The sequence below is a fragment of the Aeromonas sp. 160P genome (assembly GCF_055193095.1).
This window is the reverse complement of the sequence record NZ_JBUXKV010000001.1, coordinates 140,453-156,945: the sequence shown is the minus strand read 5'-3', so window position 1 is coordinate 156,945 and position 16,493 is coordinate 140,453. Positions and strand designations below refer to the sequence as shown.

Sequence of the window (16,493 nt, the reverse complement as noted above, 5' to 3'; positions counted from 1 at the left end):
CGGGAATTATAAAAATCATGGATATGAAAAAGACCAAAGTGGCGCTGGTAACAGCCTCACTGCTCGCGCTTTTGTCTGGCTGTAATGACAACAGCTCTGAACCCTCCCTCCCTCCTACACCTGACGTTACCGACGGGCCCGTTGCTCGTCTGCCCAAGATGGATCCCCCCAAAGAGTTGCTGGTTGCTGGCGACAATCAGGTGGTCATTGCGCTGGTGGATACCCGGTCAGCAGCAAAAGGGGCCAAGCCCTCTTTTGACCGCCACAGTCTGCATCTCTGGAACGACGCTGCCTGCAGCGCAACGGATAGCAGCGGTCTGAATGCGGGGTGGGATGACAATAGCAAGACACCAGCCACCGCCGACAGTTTTGGTCCGGCCTGGGTGGTTCCTCTGGCCAAGCTGGAAGGGTGCATCAACTTTATTGCCCGGGATGGAGAGGGCGGAAAGCTGACTGACAATATGGAGGTGATCTTCAAGGATCATCCGGATCGCACCGTTGCTATCGTGGCTGGCACAAAAGAGTTGTTTGGCAGCCGTGCCGAGGCCTTTACCGCTACCGCCGCCTTCGGGGTCGCGGGAGCCAGTGCCCACTTGGTCGACGGCAATACCCTGATCTGGCAAGGGGGCAAGGACAAGCCCCATGTTCGTCTCTATTACTCGGCATCCGGACATATCCAGGCCAATGCCGATGGCGTGTTCGATTTCCCCTATATCACTCTGACCGCGACCAGCCTGACGGCCGAGCAGCAGGCCAAATATCCGCACCTCAAGGATGCGGCCGCCTTCGCCCTGCCCGCCGGTAAAGATCTCAAGCCCCTGCTCAAGGGGGAGCTGGTGGCTATCGGCACCGATGCCGACGGCATTCTGCAGGGGGCGACCCTGGTACAGAGTGCTGGCGCCCTCGATGCGATCTATGCACCCGAGGCGACCAAGCTCGGCTATGGCGCCGTGGTGGAGGGCAACCGGGTGACCTTCCGCCTCTGGGCGCCGACCGCCAAGTCGGTCAAGCTGGCCCTCTACAACGCCAGCCACCAGAAGAGTGGCGAGGTGGCCATGACCTTCGACAGCGCCAGCGGCAGCTGGAGTTACGAAGGGGGCAGCGAGCTGGTAGGGCAGTTCTACCGCTACGACATGGAGGTCTACCACCCGCTGAGCCGCAAGGTCGAGCACTACGAGGTGACCGATCCCTACTCCCTCAGTCTGGCGATGAACTCCGAGTTCAGTCAGGTGGTGGATCTCGACGATCCTTCCCTGAAACCGGAAGGGTGGGACAGCCTCAAGGCGCCACACAGCCAGCAGAACCCTGCCGACATCACTATCTATGAGGCCCATGTCCGCGACCTGACCGGTAACGACGCTTCCACTGATGAAGAGAAACGCGGCAAGTTTGTCGGCCTGACCCAGCCCGACTCTGTGCCGGTCAACCATCTGAAAGCCCTGGCAAAAAGCGGCGTCAGCCACCTGCACCTGCTGCCGGTGTTCGATATCGCCACCGTCAACGAGGATCCGGCCAAAGTGGCCAATCTAGGCGATGACTTCAGCAAACTCTGTCAGGTCAATCCGGATGTGAAAACATCCAAATTTGGCACTTACTGCGGTAGCGGTCAGACCGTGGGCGATGTGCTGGCCGACCTGCAAGGGGGCGACAGCAAGGACAATCCACAAGTGCAGGAGCTCTCCGGCTATCTGCGCGGCGTCGACTCTTTCAACTGGGGTTATGACCCCTACCACTACACCACGCCGGAAGGCTCCTACGCAACTAACGCCGAGGGCACCAAACGTATTCTGGAGTTCCGCGAGATGGTCAAGGCCATCAAGCAGAACATCGGCATGAACGTGGTGATGGACGTGGTCTACAACCACACCAACGAATCCGGATTGGGGCCCAAGTCGGTGCTCGACAAGATAGTGCCCTGGTACTATCAGCGCCTCAATCCGGAGACCGGCTCGGTGGAGAACTCCACCTGCTGCTCCAACACGGCGCCGGAACACGCCATGTTCGCCAAGCTGATGGATGATTCGCTGGTGACCTGGGCCCGCGACTACAAGATCGACGCCTTCCGCTTCGACCTGATGGGCCACCATCCGAAAGATCAGATGGTGCAGGCGCTGGCCGCAGTGAAGAAGGTCAATCCGGATATGTACTTCTATGGCGAGGGGTGGAACTTCGGCGAGGTGCAGGATGACAAGCGCTTCGTACAGGCGACCCAGAAGCACCTGGCCGGTACCGGCATCGGCTCCTTCTCCGACCGCTTGCGCGATGCGGTGCGTGGCGGCAGCCCGTTTGATAGTAAGGACGCCATTCGTGAAACCCAGGGTTTTGGCAACGGCGCCCTTGTTGATCCTAACGAAATTAGCAAGGTGGAGCTGGCAACAGCCTTGCACCAGTCCGACCTGGTGCGGCTCGGCATGGCGGGCAACCTCAAGGAGTTCGTGCTCACCGACAAGGATGGCATGCCGAAGAAGGGGTCCGAGATCGACTACAACGGTCAACCTGCCGGTTATGCCCAGGATCCGGTGGAAGTGCAGAACTATGTCGACAAGCACGACAACCAGACCCTGTTCGACAACCTGATCTACAAGGCGCCTGCCGGAGCCGATCTGGTGCGAATGCAGGGGGTATCACTGGCGACCGCCATGTTGGGGCAGGGCATTCCCTTCACCCACGCCGGGGTCGAACTGCTGCGCTCCAAATCCATGGAGCGGGACAGCTATGACTCGGGCGACTGGTACAACAAGGTCGATTACACCTTAGGCGACAACAACTTCGACAAGGGGTTGCCGCGCAAGGACAAGGATGGCGACAACTATCCGCTGATCGAGCAGGTACTGGGCCAGCACGGCAAGCCAAGTGGTGCCGAGATGGCGCAGATGGTGAGCTTCTATCAGGAGCTGGCGGAGCTGCGAAACTCCTCCCGTCTGCTGCGTCTGGGCAGTGGCGCCGAGGTGATCAAGCGGGTCGACTTCCGCAATACCGGCCCGAATCAGGTGCCCGGCCTTATCGTCATGACGGTGGATGATGGCGTCAGTGCCGGGGCGGATCTGGATCCGGCCATCGACGGTCTGGTGGTGGTGATCAACGCCAGCAATCAGAGCCAGAGTATCGGCGACTTCCGTGACGGTAACGATCAGCCCATCGACCTGAGCGGTCTGGTACTCAGCAGTAAGCATCGCGCAGTCGACAGCATCGCCAGCGGCGCCGCCTATGACAATGGCCAGCTGACGCTGGGAGCCTGGTCTGCCGCGGTGTTCGTCAAGCCGCAGTCTGGCGCGCAAGGCGCGGGCCTGCCGGTCAGCAAGAAGACCGATCTGAGCACCCTGCCACCGTTTGGTACGACCGGGATCTTTATTCGCGGTTTCCTTGGCCAGTGGGATCCAGTCAATCAGATGGCGTTCAGCGGCAACTATATGTACGAGCTGACCACTCCGGTTGCCGCAGGGCAACTGGGTGAGACGAAGCTGAAGATCGCCGATGCCAGCTGGAATATCGCCAACTACGGCACTTGTGCCCCAGCGGATGTGCTGACCCCCTCTACTCCCTTGACCTTGTGCAAGAGCGGTGGCGATATCGGCATGACCTTGAGCAAGGCGGGCAACTACAAGTTTGTCTTTACCGCTATGAACAAGGAGAAGCCGACCCTGAGCGTGGCTGATGCAACGCCATAGGCAAACCCATTGAGTCCGGGGATGGCTCGGCGTCCCTGGGTTGAATTCCACCTTGCCAAGGGTGGGATAACTCCGAGAGAGTAAGCAAAGCGCGACTGCCGACCGGCAGACGCGCTTTTTCTTTTACGGGGTGTCGTGAGAGGAATGAGAGGAAAAAGAAAAGCCGTCCCGGTTGGGGACGGCTTGTGACCAGGATGCTATCGGCTGGCTTAGCGCTTGCGCAGCAGTCGCAAGGCGTTGGCGGTCACCAGCGCGGTGGCGCCGGTATCTGCCAGCACCGCAATCCACAATCCGGTGATGCCGAGCAGGCTGGTGACCAGGAAGATGGCCTTCAGCCCCAGCGCCAGCGCAATATTCTGGTGAATATTGGCCAGTGCTGCCCGCGACAGCCGGATCATCGCCGCGATGCCACCGAGCTGGTTGTGGGTCAGCGCCGCATCGGCGCTCTCCAGCGCCACATCGGTGCCGCCGCCCATGGCGATGCCGATACTGGCCCGCTTCATGGCCGGTGCATCGTTGATACCATCCCCAATCATCGCGACTTTCCGGGTGCTGGCCAGCTTGGCGATCTCTTCCACCTTGTTCTCCGGCAGCAGACCGGCGCGCCAACCCATGCCTAGCTCGGTGGCGATCGCCTCGGCGGCGCGGGGGTTGTCCCCGGTCAGCATGATGCTCTGGAGCCCGAGTCGGTTGAGTTCTTGCAGCGCAGCCGCCGCCTCTGGCCGGATCTGATCCCGCAGCGCCAGCAGGGCGACTGGCAGCGCCTGGTCGCTGCGGCTTTGGCAGAGCACCACGACGGTTTTGCCCTGCTGCTCCAGCGTACCAATCAGGATCTGCTGTTCAGCATTGAGGGTTGTCACCCGGCTCGGCGCCAGCAGTTGCCACAGCTCGCCGTTGATGCGTCCCTCAACCCCCATGCCCGGCAGGGCGCGCAGGTCGCGGGCGTCGGCCAGCGTCAGCTCTTGTGCATTGGCTTGGGCCACCACGGCGCGGGCCAGCGGGTGGTGGGAACCCTGCTCGATGGCGGCCGCCAGCGCCAGCAGCTCGGCCTCCGGCTGGCCATTGAGGCTGACCAGCTCGGTCAGTTGCGGCTTGCCCAGTGTCAGGGTGCCGGTCTTGTCAAAGGCGACGGTATCGATATGGGCCAGCCGTTCCAGCGCGGCACCGCCCTTGATCAGCGCCCCCTGACGGGTAGCTGCGGCCAGCGCCGAGGTAACCGCTGCCGGGGTGGAGATGACCAGCGCGCAGGGGCAGCCGATGAGCAGCAGTGCCAGTCCGCGATAGAGCCACTCGTCCCAGCTCTGGCCGAAGGCGAGCGGCGGGACAATGACGACTAGCAGGGCGATCAGCATCATGGCCGGGGTGTACCAGCGGCTGAAGCGGTCGATAAAGCGCTCGATGGGGGCGCGCTGGCTCTCGGCTTCTTCGATAAGGTGCAGGATGCGGTCGATGGCGTTGTTGCCGGGTTCGGACACCACCTCAAGACGCAGCACCCGATCGGCAGCCAGACTACCGGCCGGCACCTTGTCACCCTGATTACGCTCCACCGGAATGGATTCACCGGTCAGGGCGCTCTCGTCAAACGCTCCGAGGGGGTCGAGCAGGCGGGCGTCGGCGGGCAGGCGGGCACCGGGGGCGATTTCGATGATATCGCCGGGACGCAGCTCATCGGCCGCCACCTCTTCCCGCACTTCGCCCTCGGCAGTGGTGCGGATGCGCAGCGCCTTGTCAGGCACCAGTGCCATCAGGGCGGTGACCCCGGCCCGGGCGCGACCGGCGGCGTAGGCCTCCAGATGTTCCCCCAGCATAAAGAGCAGCAGCACCATGGCCGCTTCGGCGGTTTCACCGAGGAACAGGGCGCCAAGCGCCGCCACCGTCATCAGGGTCTCGATGGCGAAGGGGGAGCCGCTCTTGGTCAGCGCCCACGCCTTGCGGGAGATGGGCCACAGGCCCCACAGGGTCGCCAGGGTAAACAGTGGCTGGCCTATGTCGCTCGGCAGCAGGGCGGCGACCAGCATCAGACTCGCCAGTGACAGGGGCTGCCAGTATTTATTGAGAAAGTTGCCGAGCCGGGTCGGCTGCGAAGCTTGCTCGCGGCCAGCTGCCTGCTTGCCAGTGCTCTCCCCCTTGAGCTGGAAACCGGCGGCCAGTACGGCGGCGGTGACGGGATCGGGGGAGAGGCCGGGGGCCAGATCCACCACCAGTTTCTCGGTGGCAAACAGCACGCGCGCTTGCTGCACACCGTTCACCCGGCTGACGGCGGTCTCGATCTTGCGGGCACAGCTGGGGCAATCCATTCCCATCACCTGCCAGCTGTGGCGGCTGTTGCCTTGCTCCGGTGCAACCAGCGGTTCGGCAGGAGTCTGCGCTGCATGATCATGATGGTCATGGGATGAATTCGCTGTACCGCAGATCCGGGATTGCACACCGCCCAGGGGGGGCTCTTCATCTCCCGATGGGTCGCACTGCTCATGATCCTGATGATCATCGGAGGCGGAGCCGCCACAGCAGCTCACCGGCGCGGCACTGTCACAGCAGTGACTGTCATGGTTGTGCTCGACGGGGCTGGTCTTGCTGACGGCCTTGATGGGGGCCGCGGCATGCTGGGTGGAGCAGCAGGATTTGCTCATGGAGTGTTCCTCTTGGCTGGCTCCCGCCCCTGCGGGAACCTGAATAACTGAGGTGAGTGTAAACCTTGGTGTTAAGTCCAAGGTCAACCCCCTTTTATGGTGTTGACGTCGGGACGGGAGAGCGGTTTTTTACCGCATATATCCCTGTGGTTGGCGGGTGTTTGTAAGCGTTGGCCACGCCTATAATGGGAGGCCTGATTTTTACAACACCAATAAAGGACATAAAACATGAGCAACTCAGTCACTCTGCAAGGCAACCCGGTCTCCGTCGCTGGCCACTTCCCGGTAGCTGGTGAGCAAGCCAAGCCCTTCTCGTTGGTGGCCAAGGATCTCGCCGACCTGACCCTGGCGAGCTTTGCCGGTCAGCGCAAAATCCTGAACATCTTCCCGAGCGTTGATACCCCGACTTGCGCCACCTCTGTTCGCAAGTTCAACGAGCAGGCCAGCGCGCTGGAGAACACAGTAGTGCTGTGCATCTCCGCCGATCTGCCGTTCGCCCAGTCCCGCTTCTGCGGCGCCGAAGGTCTGGACAAGGTGGTGACCCTCTCCACCCTGCGTGGCGCTGATTTCATGCAGGCTTATGGTGTGGCTTTCTCTTCCGGCCCGCTGGTAGGGCTGACCGCTCGTGCCATCGTGGTACTGGATGGTGACAACAAGGTGCTGCACAGCGAGCTGGTTGCCGAAGTGGCCGACGAGCCGAACTACGCCGCTGCTCTCGCTGTGCTGTAAGCTCCCGCTACGCTAAATGAAAAATCCCGCCAGGGTTTCTGCCCTGGCGGGATTTTTTTATGCGGGAATGGCCTGTTCAGGGGGGTGCGGGCGGGGTGGTCGCCGATTCAGCTTTGGCGGGCGGGGATGGTTGCCACTCCACATAGGGGCGGTGGATCTTCTCGTAGATCTCGGCCAGTTTGCCGGTGGCGGCCAGTTGATCGATGGCTTGGCGGAGAAATTCGTCCATTTCATCACCATCTGCCCCTTTCTGGATGATGAAGACATCTTCGAAATTCCCGAAAAACTCTCGCCTGATATTGGTCAGCCCCAGTTGCTTGAGCATCAGGTCGGCCTCCTCCTGCGCCCAGACAAAGGCGTCGATACGGCCGCGCGACAACTTGCGCAGTGACTGCTCGATACTCATCGAGCGCTGCACCGGGAAGGGCATATAGTCGGGAATGGCTTCGATCAGCAGGTCCCGTTTGGTGGGCACAATGCCGTAGGCCATATCTGTACTGACCGGCTGGGTGGTGTTGCTGTAAATCACATGGGCAACCTTGCCAAAACTGCGGGTACTGAAACGATAAGCCAGCATATCGACATCCTTGAGGTTGCGGATGGCGGGCAGCCCCAAGTCAGCCTTGCCGGCAATCACCCCTGCCATGGCGCGGGCTATGGGGTAGATGGTGATCTTGATGGTCACATCGGGGTAGAGATCGTCGATGGCGTGCACCAGATCGACGAAGGGGCCGGTCTTGTCGGCGTTGATAAGCCCCGGCAGCTCCCCAAGGTGAGCATTGAGGATGCGCAGCGGTTTGGGCGGAGTTGGGGCGGCGTCGTTCTCCGGGGTTTGCGACAGGCCGAGGGTGGTGCTGCCGAGCAGGACGGCCACGAGCAGCAGGAGGGGGATATGTCTGGTCATGGCGTGTCTCTTTGTCCAATGAGTCAGCTCAAGTGTAGTCTGTTGCCATCTGCGCTCTGCCGGGCCATGGTGGATAGGGTTTTACTTCTCTTTCCCCGCTCACTAGACTTCGCCTCCCACTTCTTTGTTGACGTAGCGCCATGACCTTTAGCGAACTTGCCCTCCATCCCGCTCTGCTGGCCTCTTTGCCAGCCACCTTGCAGACGCCGACCCGCATCCAGCAGCTGGCTATACCGGCGGCACTGGCGGGGCAGGATCTGCTGGCGCTGGCCCAGACCGGCAGCGGCAAGACCCTGGCGTTTGGCCTGCCGCTGCTGCAACGGCTGGATCCTGCCTCCAGTCAGGTGCAGGGGTTGATACTGGTGCCGACCCGCGAGCTGGCGACTCAGGTTGCAGCCGCGCTAAAAGAGGGCGCCGAGGCGCTGGGGCTGCGCATAGTGACCTTGTGTGGGGGCGTTGCGCAGGAGCGGCAACAGGCCGAGCTGGCGCAGGGGCCACAGCTGCTGGTGGCGACGCCCGGGCGGCTGCGGGATCTGCTGACCCAGCAACTGCTGGGGCTGGATGGTCTGCAACTGCTGGTGTTGGATGAGGCGGATCGCCTGCTGGAGATGGGCTTTGCCCCCGACATCAAGGCGCTGCTCGGCTTTATTCCAGCAGATCGCCAGACCCTGCTCTTCTCGGCCACCTTGCCGGTCGAACTGGAGACGCTGGCCAACGGCCTGTTGCGCGAGCCCATCCGCCTCGAGGCCAATCCGCTCAACAGCGTGGTGAACGAGATTGAAGAGCGGCTCTTTTTGGTCAACAAGAGCAGCAAGGTACCCGCGCTCATCAGTGTGCTCAAGGAGCAAGAGTGGCCGCAGGTGCTGGTCTTTATCAGTGCGCGGGATGACGCCGATGGGGTGGCTAAGAAGCTGGCCAAAGCCGGCATTGCGGTTGCATCCCTTCATGGCGAGAAAGAGCAGGCGGTGCGGGAGCAGGCACTTGCCGACTTCAAGGCTGGCAAGGTGCGGGTGCTGGTGGCTACCGACTTGATGGCGCGTGGTATCCATGTGGAGGCGCTGCCGGTGGTGATCAATCTGGACTTGCCCGCCAGCGCCCCCGTCTATGTGCACCGCATCGGTCGTACGGCAAGGGCGGGCCGCGAGGGGCTGGCTATCTCGCTGGTTTGCCATGGTGAGAGCGAGATCCTGACGGCTATTCGGACCCTGACCGGCCGCGAGCTGGTGTTGCAGGAGCTGGCGGGATTTCCGGTCACCGACCAGCCCGCCAGCGGCGAGGGCAAGCGCACCCCTCGTGACAAGCAGGCCAATCGCCGCACGCAGGCCAAGCGCAGCGTCAAGCAGTTCAAGGGCAAGACGCCACGCGGCTGAGGGTCAGGTGCGGGCCAGTGGGTAGGTAAACAGCGCCAGATGGGCGAAGTTGAAGGCGAAGTGGATCAGGATTGCCACCGAGAGCCGCCCGCTTAGCTGGAATGCCAGGCCATAGCAAACGCCCGCCAGGGTCGCAAACAGCGCCAGCAGTGGGCCGCCGGGCAGGTGGATGGCGCCGAACAGCATGGCGGCCACGACTATGGCCATCCAGGGGCGGTAGCGTTCCGCCAGCCCCTGCTGGATCGCGCCACGAAACAGCGCCTCTTCCGCCACACAGGTGAACAGCAGGTTGTTGAGGGCGAACAGCCACCACCAGTGGGGTAGTCCCACTTCCGGTCGCAGTGCCCCCAACTGCCAGGCGATCACCAGCAGAGCCCCCAGCGGCAGCAGCAACATGGCCAGTGGCCGCCAACGGATGGCGCCTCCCTTGCCGAGCAGGGTTGGGCAGGCCAGCAGCAAACCGAAGAAGAGCAGCGGTTTGTCGAGGTTCAGATACATGTTGAACGGCACGCTGGCGGGGCCCGCCAGCGCCTGATCCAGCACCTTGAGATTATTGAAACCGGGAACCAGGTGCAGGGTCAGTGCCACTGCCCATGCCAACAGCGCGCTCCATGCCAGGGTACGGCGATGGCCTGACAGTGACGGCAGACGCCAGGCCAGCAGCAGGGCTACCAGCGTCACCGGCAGGGCCGCTGTGGTGATGCGATCCAGCCAGAGCGCCAGCAGCAGTGCCACCGCCAGTAGCAGGAAACCGGGCAGCCGTTGTCGTGCCAGACAGAGCAGGGTGGCCAGCGCCAGTGCGCCCCAGATCAGGGTATCGGGTAGGGGTAACATCGAAACACCTCTGTAGTGAAAGGGCTGCACCTTAGCAGGGGCATAGTCCGCAAGGCAACTCGACCGGGTTTTCCAAGCCGCTCTCCTATACTCAGTAACAGAGTAAGAAGGGGGTGGTGATGACGCGCTATGGGTGGTTGTTCTGTTGTTGGTGTGGATGGGTATCCGGTACTCCGTTGTCGCTGGTGACCGGGGATTTTTCACCCTATACCGGCGCTGCGCTGGCGGATGGCGGTCAGAGTACCCGGCTGGTGACGACCCTGCTGCACGAGGCGGGTTATCAGGATCTGAAGGTGGACTACCTGCCCTGGAACCGGGGCTATGAGCTGACTCGCAATGGCCTGGCATCCGCCACCTACCCCTACGCCTGGACGCGGGCGCGGGCAAAACTCTTCTACTACAGTGCCCCCATCCATATTGATCACCTCTCCTGGTTTACCTATCGGGGCAGCGAGGCTGTGCTTGATGGCAAGTGGCAGGGGCTACGGGTTTGTATTCCTGCGGGCTGGAGTACCAGCCACGCGGATGAGGTGATCGCCCGTTTCTCTTTGCAGCTCACTCGCCCCAAAACGCTGGAGCAGTGCTTGCGCATGCTCGAACTCAAGCGGGTTGACCTGATGCCGATGAACGATGCCGTCACGGCAGATGCCAGCATGGTGGTCTTCGGCGATCCCCATCACCTGCAGTCGTTACCCTATTTTCGCCAGAGTGATACCTTCTATCTGCTGGTTTCACGTCAGATACCTGGCGGGATCGAGCTGATCGAGCGGTTCAACGAAGCACTGGCGGCGGCTCGTGCCAGCGGGCATTACGACAAGCTGGTGCCCAGGGCGCAGCCCCGCTTGCCCCGCTGTGAGCCACAGTAAGTGCGGAAGGGGATGACAGAAACAACAAAGCCGGAGCAGTGGCTCCGGCTTTGATTTTTATGGCGTTTCGTATCGCCGCAATGGGCGATAGGCTGGCCAGTCGGTTTTCCCGGGGGATTAGCGACCGGATTCAGCGATCACGCGGGCGATGATATCGGCACGTTTGTCGGCTTTCAGCTCGCCCAGGGCGATCAGGCCAGCTTTGAAGATGACGTTCTTCGGCAGGCTGACGTCGTCCAGCGTGGCGATCGCTTCAATATGGATACCATTCAAACGGCTGGCATCGCGCGGGCTCAAGTTAACCTGAGTGTTCATCACTTGCTTGCCTTTCTTCTTGGCAGGCACAGCCGCTTTCTGGGTAGATTCCTGTTCTTCGTCTTCCGGCAGTTCGTCATCAAAATCGTAAATAGACATAGTCAATCCTGTTGGGTTAGGCAAAAGGGCAAGTTTGCCCGACATTGGGTTAATCAGCCCATATCCTCGTTACGGATAAAGGCGCGCCAGGAGCCGAGCACCTGGGCAAAATCTTCCAGCCCGCACATGGCCAGCTGTTCATCATCGTAGTAGGCGAGATCGTCAAGATCCTCATCTAGCTCGATATTGAGGGCGTTGGCTTTCACCTCCGCCTCTTCATGGGTCAGCAGCAGGGAGTAGTCACCGCCATTGAGCCGGTATTCGACTCGGGTGCGGTTGGATAGCTGGTCAATGATGGAGAAGAGCTCGTCGAGCTTCTCTTCATCCTTGCCAACTTCGTCGATCAGCCACTGACCGATGGCTTCATGGCCCATGGAGAACCGGGCGCGATAGCCACCAAACGGGTCGCGGCGAAACTCATAATCCATAGCGCAGTCCATATCGGAGGGATGGGCCATCACGGACAGGTGGGTGCAAGCACGCAATTCCTGCTCCATGGCGGGGCACACATCGGGTAAAGTGGCCTATTCTAGCGATCCCCCTCTCGCTTGTCTTGATGATGTGGCATCTTTGCGCCCATCTGCTGCGGGTTGGTGCCAGGCAGCACCGTCCAAACCGCCTATTGTCCGGAGATGTTATGCAGCTAAATGAGAGCCTTGCTCATCAGATTGTCAGTCGGGCGATGAAGATCCTGTCGTTCTCGGTCAACGTGATGGACGAGAGCGGCATCATTATCGCTTCTGGTAATCCGGAGCGGATCCATCAGCGCCACGAAGGGGCCGTGCTGGCATTGACCGAGAACCGGGTGGTGGAGATCAGCGAGGCGACCGCCCTGCAGCTCAAGGGGGTGCGACCCGGTATCAACTTGCCCATCTCCTATCAGGGGGAACTGCTCGGGGTGATTGGTATTTCCGGCGATCCGGAGGAAGTGCGCGCTTACGCCGAGCTGGTGCGGATGACGGCAGAACTGATCATGGAGCAGGCGGCGCTCACCGAGCAGCTGCAGTGGGACAAGCGCCACAAGGAGGAGCTGGTGCTGCAGCTGATCCGTGGCGAGGGGCGAGTCGATCAGCTGCAGCAGGCGGCCCGTTTTCTCGGGCTGGATCTGGCCCAGCCTCGGGTGGTGGCCGTGCTGGCGCTGGAGGAGGCGGATCCCGCCCGGTTAAGAGAGCTGGTGCACCAGCTGGAAAACCCGGAGCGGGACAATTTAGTGGCCATCAACGGCCTCGACGAGATAGTGGTGCTCAAACCGGCGCAATTGAGCGACGGTGTCTGGCAATCGGATCAGGAACGCAGCCGGATCAAACTGCTGTTGGCGCGCATTCCCCACTTCAAGGTGCATATCGCGGTGGGCGATTACTTCACCGGCATCGACGGGTTGACGCGCTCTTACCAGACGGCGCGGGATACCTTGCGCCGTGGCATGCGGCAGGCACCGCGCAAGCAGGTCTACTTCTTCGAGGATTACCGCTTGCCGGTGCTGCTGGGGAGTCTGATGGACTCCTGGCAGGCGGATCAGTTGCGCGCCCCCTTGCTGAGGCTTGCCAAGGAGGACTCCAAAGGCGCTTTGCAGAAGACCCTGCGCCACTATTTCTTGCAGGATTGTGATCTGCATCGCTGTGCCGAGGCGCTGTTTATCCACCCCAATACCCTGCGTTATCGGCTGGGCCGGATAGAGCAGATAACCGGGTTGAATTTCAACAAGTTAGACGACAAATTTCAGCTTTATCTCGGGCTTAATCTGAGCATGTGATTGTGATTAATTACAATTAACCTGCTTTTCAGTGCCTGTTATTTGTCGTTTTGTCTAAAGATTTATCGCTTTGCATCCCCATAATGGCGAGCACTCTATCTATCCAAGGTGCCCGTCATGATCCCAGTTACCGCGCTTGGCGCTATCGCTGCGCTCTCCATCGCCATCTTCCTTATTCTGAAGAAGGTTCCGCCGGCTTACGGCATGATCGTGGGTGCCCTGGCCGGTGGCCTGATTGGTGGTGCCGATCTGACCCAGACCGTGGCCCTGATGATCGGTGGCGCCCAGGGGATCACCACTGCGGTGATGCGGATCCTGGCGGCCGGTGTGCTGGCTGGCGTGCTGATCGAATCGGGTGCAGCCACCACTATCGCCGAGACCATCGTCAAAAAGCTCGGTGAAACCCGTGCCCTGCTGGCACTGGCGCTGGCGACCCTGATCCTGACTGCGGTCGGTGTGTTCGTGGACGTGGCGGTGATCACGGTTGCGCCCATTGCGCTGGCCATTGCCCGCCGTGCCGACCTCTCCAAGGCGGCCATCCTGCTGGCGATGATCGGTGGTGGCAAGGCGGGTAACGTCATGTCCCCCAATCCTAACGCCATTGCCGCGGCTGACGCCTTCCACCTGCCCCTCACCTCGGTGATGGCGGCCGGCATCATTCCGGGTCTGTTCGGTCTGGTGATGGCCTACTGGCTGGCCAAGCGTCTGAATAACAAGGGCAGCAAGGTTGCCGCCGACGAGGTGGTGAGCTTTGACGGTGCCAAGTTGCCGGGCTTTGCCGCCGCCATCAGTGCGCCGTTGGTCGCCATCCTGCTGCTGGCCCTGCGTCCGGTCGCCGGTATCGTGGTGGACCCGCTGATTGCACTGCCCCTCGGTGGTCTGGTTGGCGCCCTGATGATGGGTAAATTCAGCAAGGTGAATCAGTTTGCGGTCGCAGGTCTTGCTCGCATGGCGCCGGTCGCCATCATGCTGCTGGGTACCGGCACCCTGGCGGGCATCATCGCCAACTCCGGTCTTAAAGATGTGCTAATCAGCGGCCTGACCGCCTCCGGTCTGCCCTCCTACCTGCTGGCGCCCATCTCCGGTGCCATGATGTCGCTGGCGACCGCCTCGACCACTGCCGGTACCGTGGTGGCCTCCAACGTATTCAGCTCCACCCTGATTGAACTGGGGATCAGCAGTCTGGCGGGGGCGGCGATGATCCATGCCGGTGCCACCGTGTTTGACCACATGCCCCACGGCTCTTTCTTCCACGCCACCGGTGGCAGCGTCCACATGGGGGTGGGTGAGCGTCTGAAGCTCATCCCGTACGAAACTGCGGTCGGTCTGACCATTGCAACTGTCTCCACCCTGATGTTTGGCGTGTTTGGCCTCGCCTAAGGAATTGATATGAAAATTGTTATTGCCCCCGATTCATTCAAGGAGAGCCTGAGTGCCATGGCGGTGGCTGATGCCATCGAGGCCGGTTTTAAACAGGTGTTGCCGGATGCCACCTACGTCAAATTGCCGATGGCCGATGGCGGCGAGGGTACGGTGCAGTCACTGGTGGATGCCACCGGTGGTCACATCCTGCCGGTCGAAGTGACAGCGCCCCTTGGCAACAAGGTGCAGGGCTTCGTCGGCCTGCTGGGAGATGGCGAGCGCGCCGTCATCGAGATGGCTGCCGCTTCCGGTATCCATCTGGTGGCGCCCGAGCAGCGCAATCCGCTGCTTACCTCCAGCTTCGGCACTGGCGAGCTGATCCTGGCTGCGCTGGAGATGGGGGTGAAACACCTGATCCTCGGTATCGGCGGCAGCGCCACCAATGACGGCGGTGCTGGCATGATCCAGGCGCTCGGTGGCAAGTTGCTCAAAGCGGATGGCACTTCTATTGCGCTGGGTGGTGCTGGTCTGGCCGAGCTGGCGACCATCGACCTGAGTGGCCTGGATCCGCGCTTGAGCGATCTGGTTATCGAAGTGGCTTGCGATGTAGATAACCCGCTGTGCGGTCCGAAAGGGGCCTCTGCGGTGTTTGGCCCGCAGAAGGGGGCGACCCCCGAGATGGTGCTGCAGCTTGATGGCTACCTTGCCCGCTACGCTGATTGCATCGAGCGGGTGCTCGGCAAGCAGGTGAAGGATCTGCCCGGTGCCGGAGCCGCCGGTGGCATGGGGGCTGCGCTGGTTGGCCTGCTCGGCGCCGAGCTTAAGCCTGGTATCCAGATCGTGATCGAAGCCTTGAAGCTGGCCGATGAAGTGGCCGATGCGGATCTGGTCATCACCGGCGAAGGGCGTATCGACAGCCAGACCATCCATGGCAAGACGCCAATCGGTGTCGCACGTTGCGCCAAGCAGTTCGGCAAGCCGGTGATCGGTATTTCCGGTTGTCTGACCGACGACTGCGGTGTGGTGCACGAGCATGGACTGGATGCGGTGTTCGCCGTGGTCAACCGCGCCATGTCACTGCCGGAAGCATTGGCCACCGCCAGCACCAATATCGAGCTGACCGCGCGCAACGTGGCCGCGCTCTATCGGTTGCCCCGTTGATCTGATTTGGTTGCCGCCCGATATTCGGGCGGTGGCCATCCCTTGGCCCGTGAGGGGCCATTCTCATTGGATGAGAAATCCGGTTGCCCTAAGCACTTTTCGCCGACCCATCGAGGTCGGCTTTTTTATCTTCCTCCCTCTGCGGGCTTGCCGGCGTGCCACTGCTTTCTATAGGCGCACCTCTCCCTTTGCGGCATAGTGGTCGTACCAAGTACAAGGAGAGACTCATGTTCCTGCTGATCCTGGGGGTGGCGCTGTTTACCCTGATCCATCTCTACCCCTGTTTTGCGGTGGCCCATCGGGCGCGGGTGCGCGAACGGCTGGGCGAGAACCGTTACAAGGGGCTCTTCTCACTGCTGCTCTTTGTCGCCATCGCCTGCATCATCGCCGGTTGGCGTAGTGCCAGCCCGTTGCCGCTCTACTTCCTGCCCGAGTGGGGGCCGATGACCATGACGGTGATGATGCCGTTTGCGCTGATCCTCTTTTTCTCCGGTCAGGGGCCCAACCATCTGCGCCGTTGGCTGGTACATCCCCAACTGCTCGGCACCCTGATGTGGGCGGTGGCCCATCTGCTGGTCAACAGCGAGGCGCGCTCTCTGGTGCTGTTTGGCGGCATCGGGTTGTGGGCGCTGGTGAGCATCGTCTGGATTTCGGTGCGGGACTGGCAGCAATATCCCCGTCCGGCGGCTAACTGGACCGGCACCGGCATCTGCGTGGGGGCGGGGTTGGCCGCCACCGCCCTGCTGATCTTTTGGGGCCATGGCTGGCTGACCGGTATTCCCCTGCATTGAGAGTGAACTGC

Annotated in this window: 13 protein-coding genes; 8 read left to right on the top strand and 5 right to left on the bottom strand. The window is 61.5% G+C overall.

All coding sequences use genetic code 11. From position 1 onward, the window contains the following. Positions 1 to 17 precede the first annotated feature (17 nt). Positions 18 to 3,668: a pullulanase-type alpha-1,6-glucosidase gene (gene pulA / locus ACY8FN_RS00775; protein ID WP_463098966.1), complete on the top strand. Its 3,651-nt coding sequence runs from the start codon at positions 18 to 20 to the stop codon at positions 3,666 to 3,668. A 209-nt stretch (positions 3,669 to 3,877) separates the two neighbouring features. On the opposite strand, the gene ACY8FN_RS00770 is transcribed toward pulA, so the two are convergent. Continuing rightward, the gene (locus ACY8FN_RS00770) at positions 3,878 to 6,298 is read right to left on the bottom strand and encodes a zinc/cadmium/mercury/lead-transporting ATPase (protein WP_463098965.1); all 2,421 of its coding nucleotides are present in this window, start codon (positions 6,296 to 6,298) and stop codon (positions 3,878 to 3,880) included. Between the two features lie 228 nt (positions 6,299 to 6,526). Between ACY8FN_RS00770 and tpx the strand changes: the two genes are divergently transcribed. Continuing rightward, a complete protein-coding gene (gene tpx, locus ACY8FN_RS00765) occupies positions 6,527 to 7,027 on the top strand; it encodes a thiol peroxidase (RefSeq protein ID WP_139692225.1) in 501 nt (166 codons plus the stop codon). Positions 7,028 to 7,103: 76 nt separating this feature from the next. On the opposite strand, the gene ACY8FN_RS00760 is transcribed toward tpx, so the two are convergent. Then, positions 7,104 to 7,931 (bottom strand): ABC transporter substrate-binding protein, encoded by an 828-nt coding sequence (locus ACY8FN_RS00760; RefSeq protein WP_463098964.1) that lies wholly within the window; start codon positions 7,929 to 7,931, stop codon positions 7,104 to 7,106. Between the two features lie 140 nt (positions 7,932 to 8,071). Here ACY8FN_RS00760 and ACY8FN_RS00755 point away from each other — a divergent pair, with 140 nt between their 5' ends. Next, positions 8,072 to 9,301, top strand: coding sequence for a DEAD/DEAH box helicase (locus tag ACY8FN_RS00755; RefSeq protein ID WP_463098963.1), 1,230 nt, complete (start codon positions 8,072 to 8,074; stop codon positions 9,299 to 9,301). Positions 9,302 to 9,304: 3 nt separating this feature from the next. On the opposite strand, the gene ACY8FN_RS00750 is transcribed toward ACY8FN_RS00755, so the two are convergent. After that, entirely contained in the window at positions 9,305 to 10,135 is an 831-nt protein-coding gene (locus ACY8FN_RS00750) for a CPBP family intramembrane glutamic endopeptidase (RefSeq protein ID WP_101317822.1), read from the bottom strand. A gap of 119 nt (positions 10,136 to 10,254) precedes the next feature. Between ACY8FN_RS00750 and ACY8FN_RS00745 the strand changes: the two genes are divergently transcribed. Next, positions 10,255 to 11,001, top strand: coding sequence for a substrate-binding periplasmic protein (locus ACY8FN_RS00745; RefSeq protein WP_463098962.1), 747 nt, complete (start codon positions 10,255 to 10,257; stop codon positions 10,999 to 11,001). 117 nt (positions 11,002 to 11,118) lie between these two features. Here the strand turns inward: ACY8FN_RS00745 and ACY8FN_RS00740 are convergent, their stop codons facing one another. Together ACY8FN_RS00740 and ACY8FN_RS00735 are read right to left on the bottom strand one after the other, a co-directional pair. Continuing rightward, positions 11,119 to 11,415 (bottom strand): hypothetical protein, encoded by a 297-nt coding sequence (locus ACY8FN_RS00740; protein ID WP_042024188.1) that lies wholly within the window; start codon positions 11,413 to 11,415, stop codon positions 11,119 to 11,121. Between the two features lie 53 nt (positions 11,416 to 11,468). After that, positions 11,469 to 11,843, bottom strand: a complete 375-nt coding sequence (locus ACY8FN_RS00735; RefSeq protein ID WP_042024453.1) for a YacL family protein — start codon at positions 11,841 to 11,843, stop codon at positions 11,469 to 11,471. Positions 11,844 to 12,052: 209 nt separating this feature from the next. Here ACY8FN_RS00735 and ACY8FN_RS00730 point away from each other — a divergent pair, with 209 nt between their 5' ends. From ACY8FN_RS00730 to ACY8FN_RS00715, 4 genes are all read left to right on the top strand, one after another. Then, a complete protein-coding gene (locus ACY8FN_RS00730) occupies positions 12,053 to 13,168 on the top strand; it encodes a sugar diacid recognition domain-containing protein (RefSeq protein ID WP_463098961.1) in 1,116 nt (371 codons plus the stop codon). Positions 13,169 to 13,285: 117 nt separating this feature from the next. Continuing rightward, positions 13,286 to 14,548 carry a GntP family permease gene (locus ACY8FN_RS00725; RefSeq protein WP_042024193.1) on the top strand — a complete coding sequence of 421 codons (1,263 nt, stop codon included), beginning with the start codon at positions 13,286 to 13,288 and terminating at the stop codon, positions 14,546 to 14,548. 9 nt (positions 14,549 to 14,557) lie between these two features. Beyond that, a complete protein-coding gene (locus ACY8FN_RS00720) occupies positions 14,558 to 15,691 on the top strand; it encodes a glycerate kinase (protein ID WP_463098960.1) in 1,134 nt (377 codons plus the stop codon). Positions 15,692 to 15,918: 227 nt separating this feature from the next. After that, positions 15,919 to 16,482, top strand: a complete 564-nt coding sequence (locus ACY8FN_RS00715; protein ID WP_463098959.1) for an NnrU family protein — start codon at positions 15,919 to 15,921, stop codon at positions 16,480 to 16,482. The last annotated feature ends 11 nt before the right edge of the window (positions 16,483 to 16,493 follow it).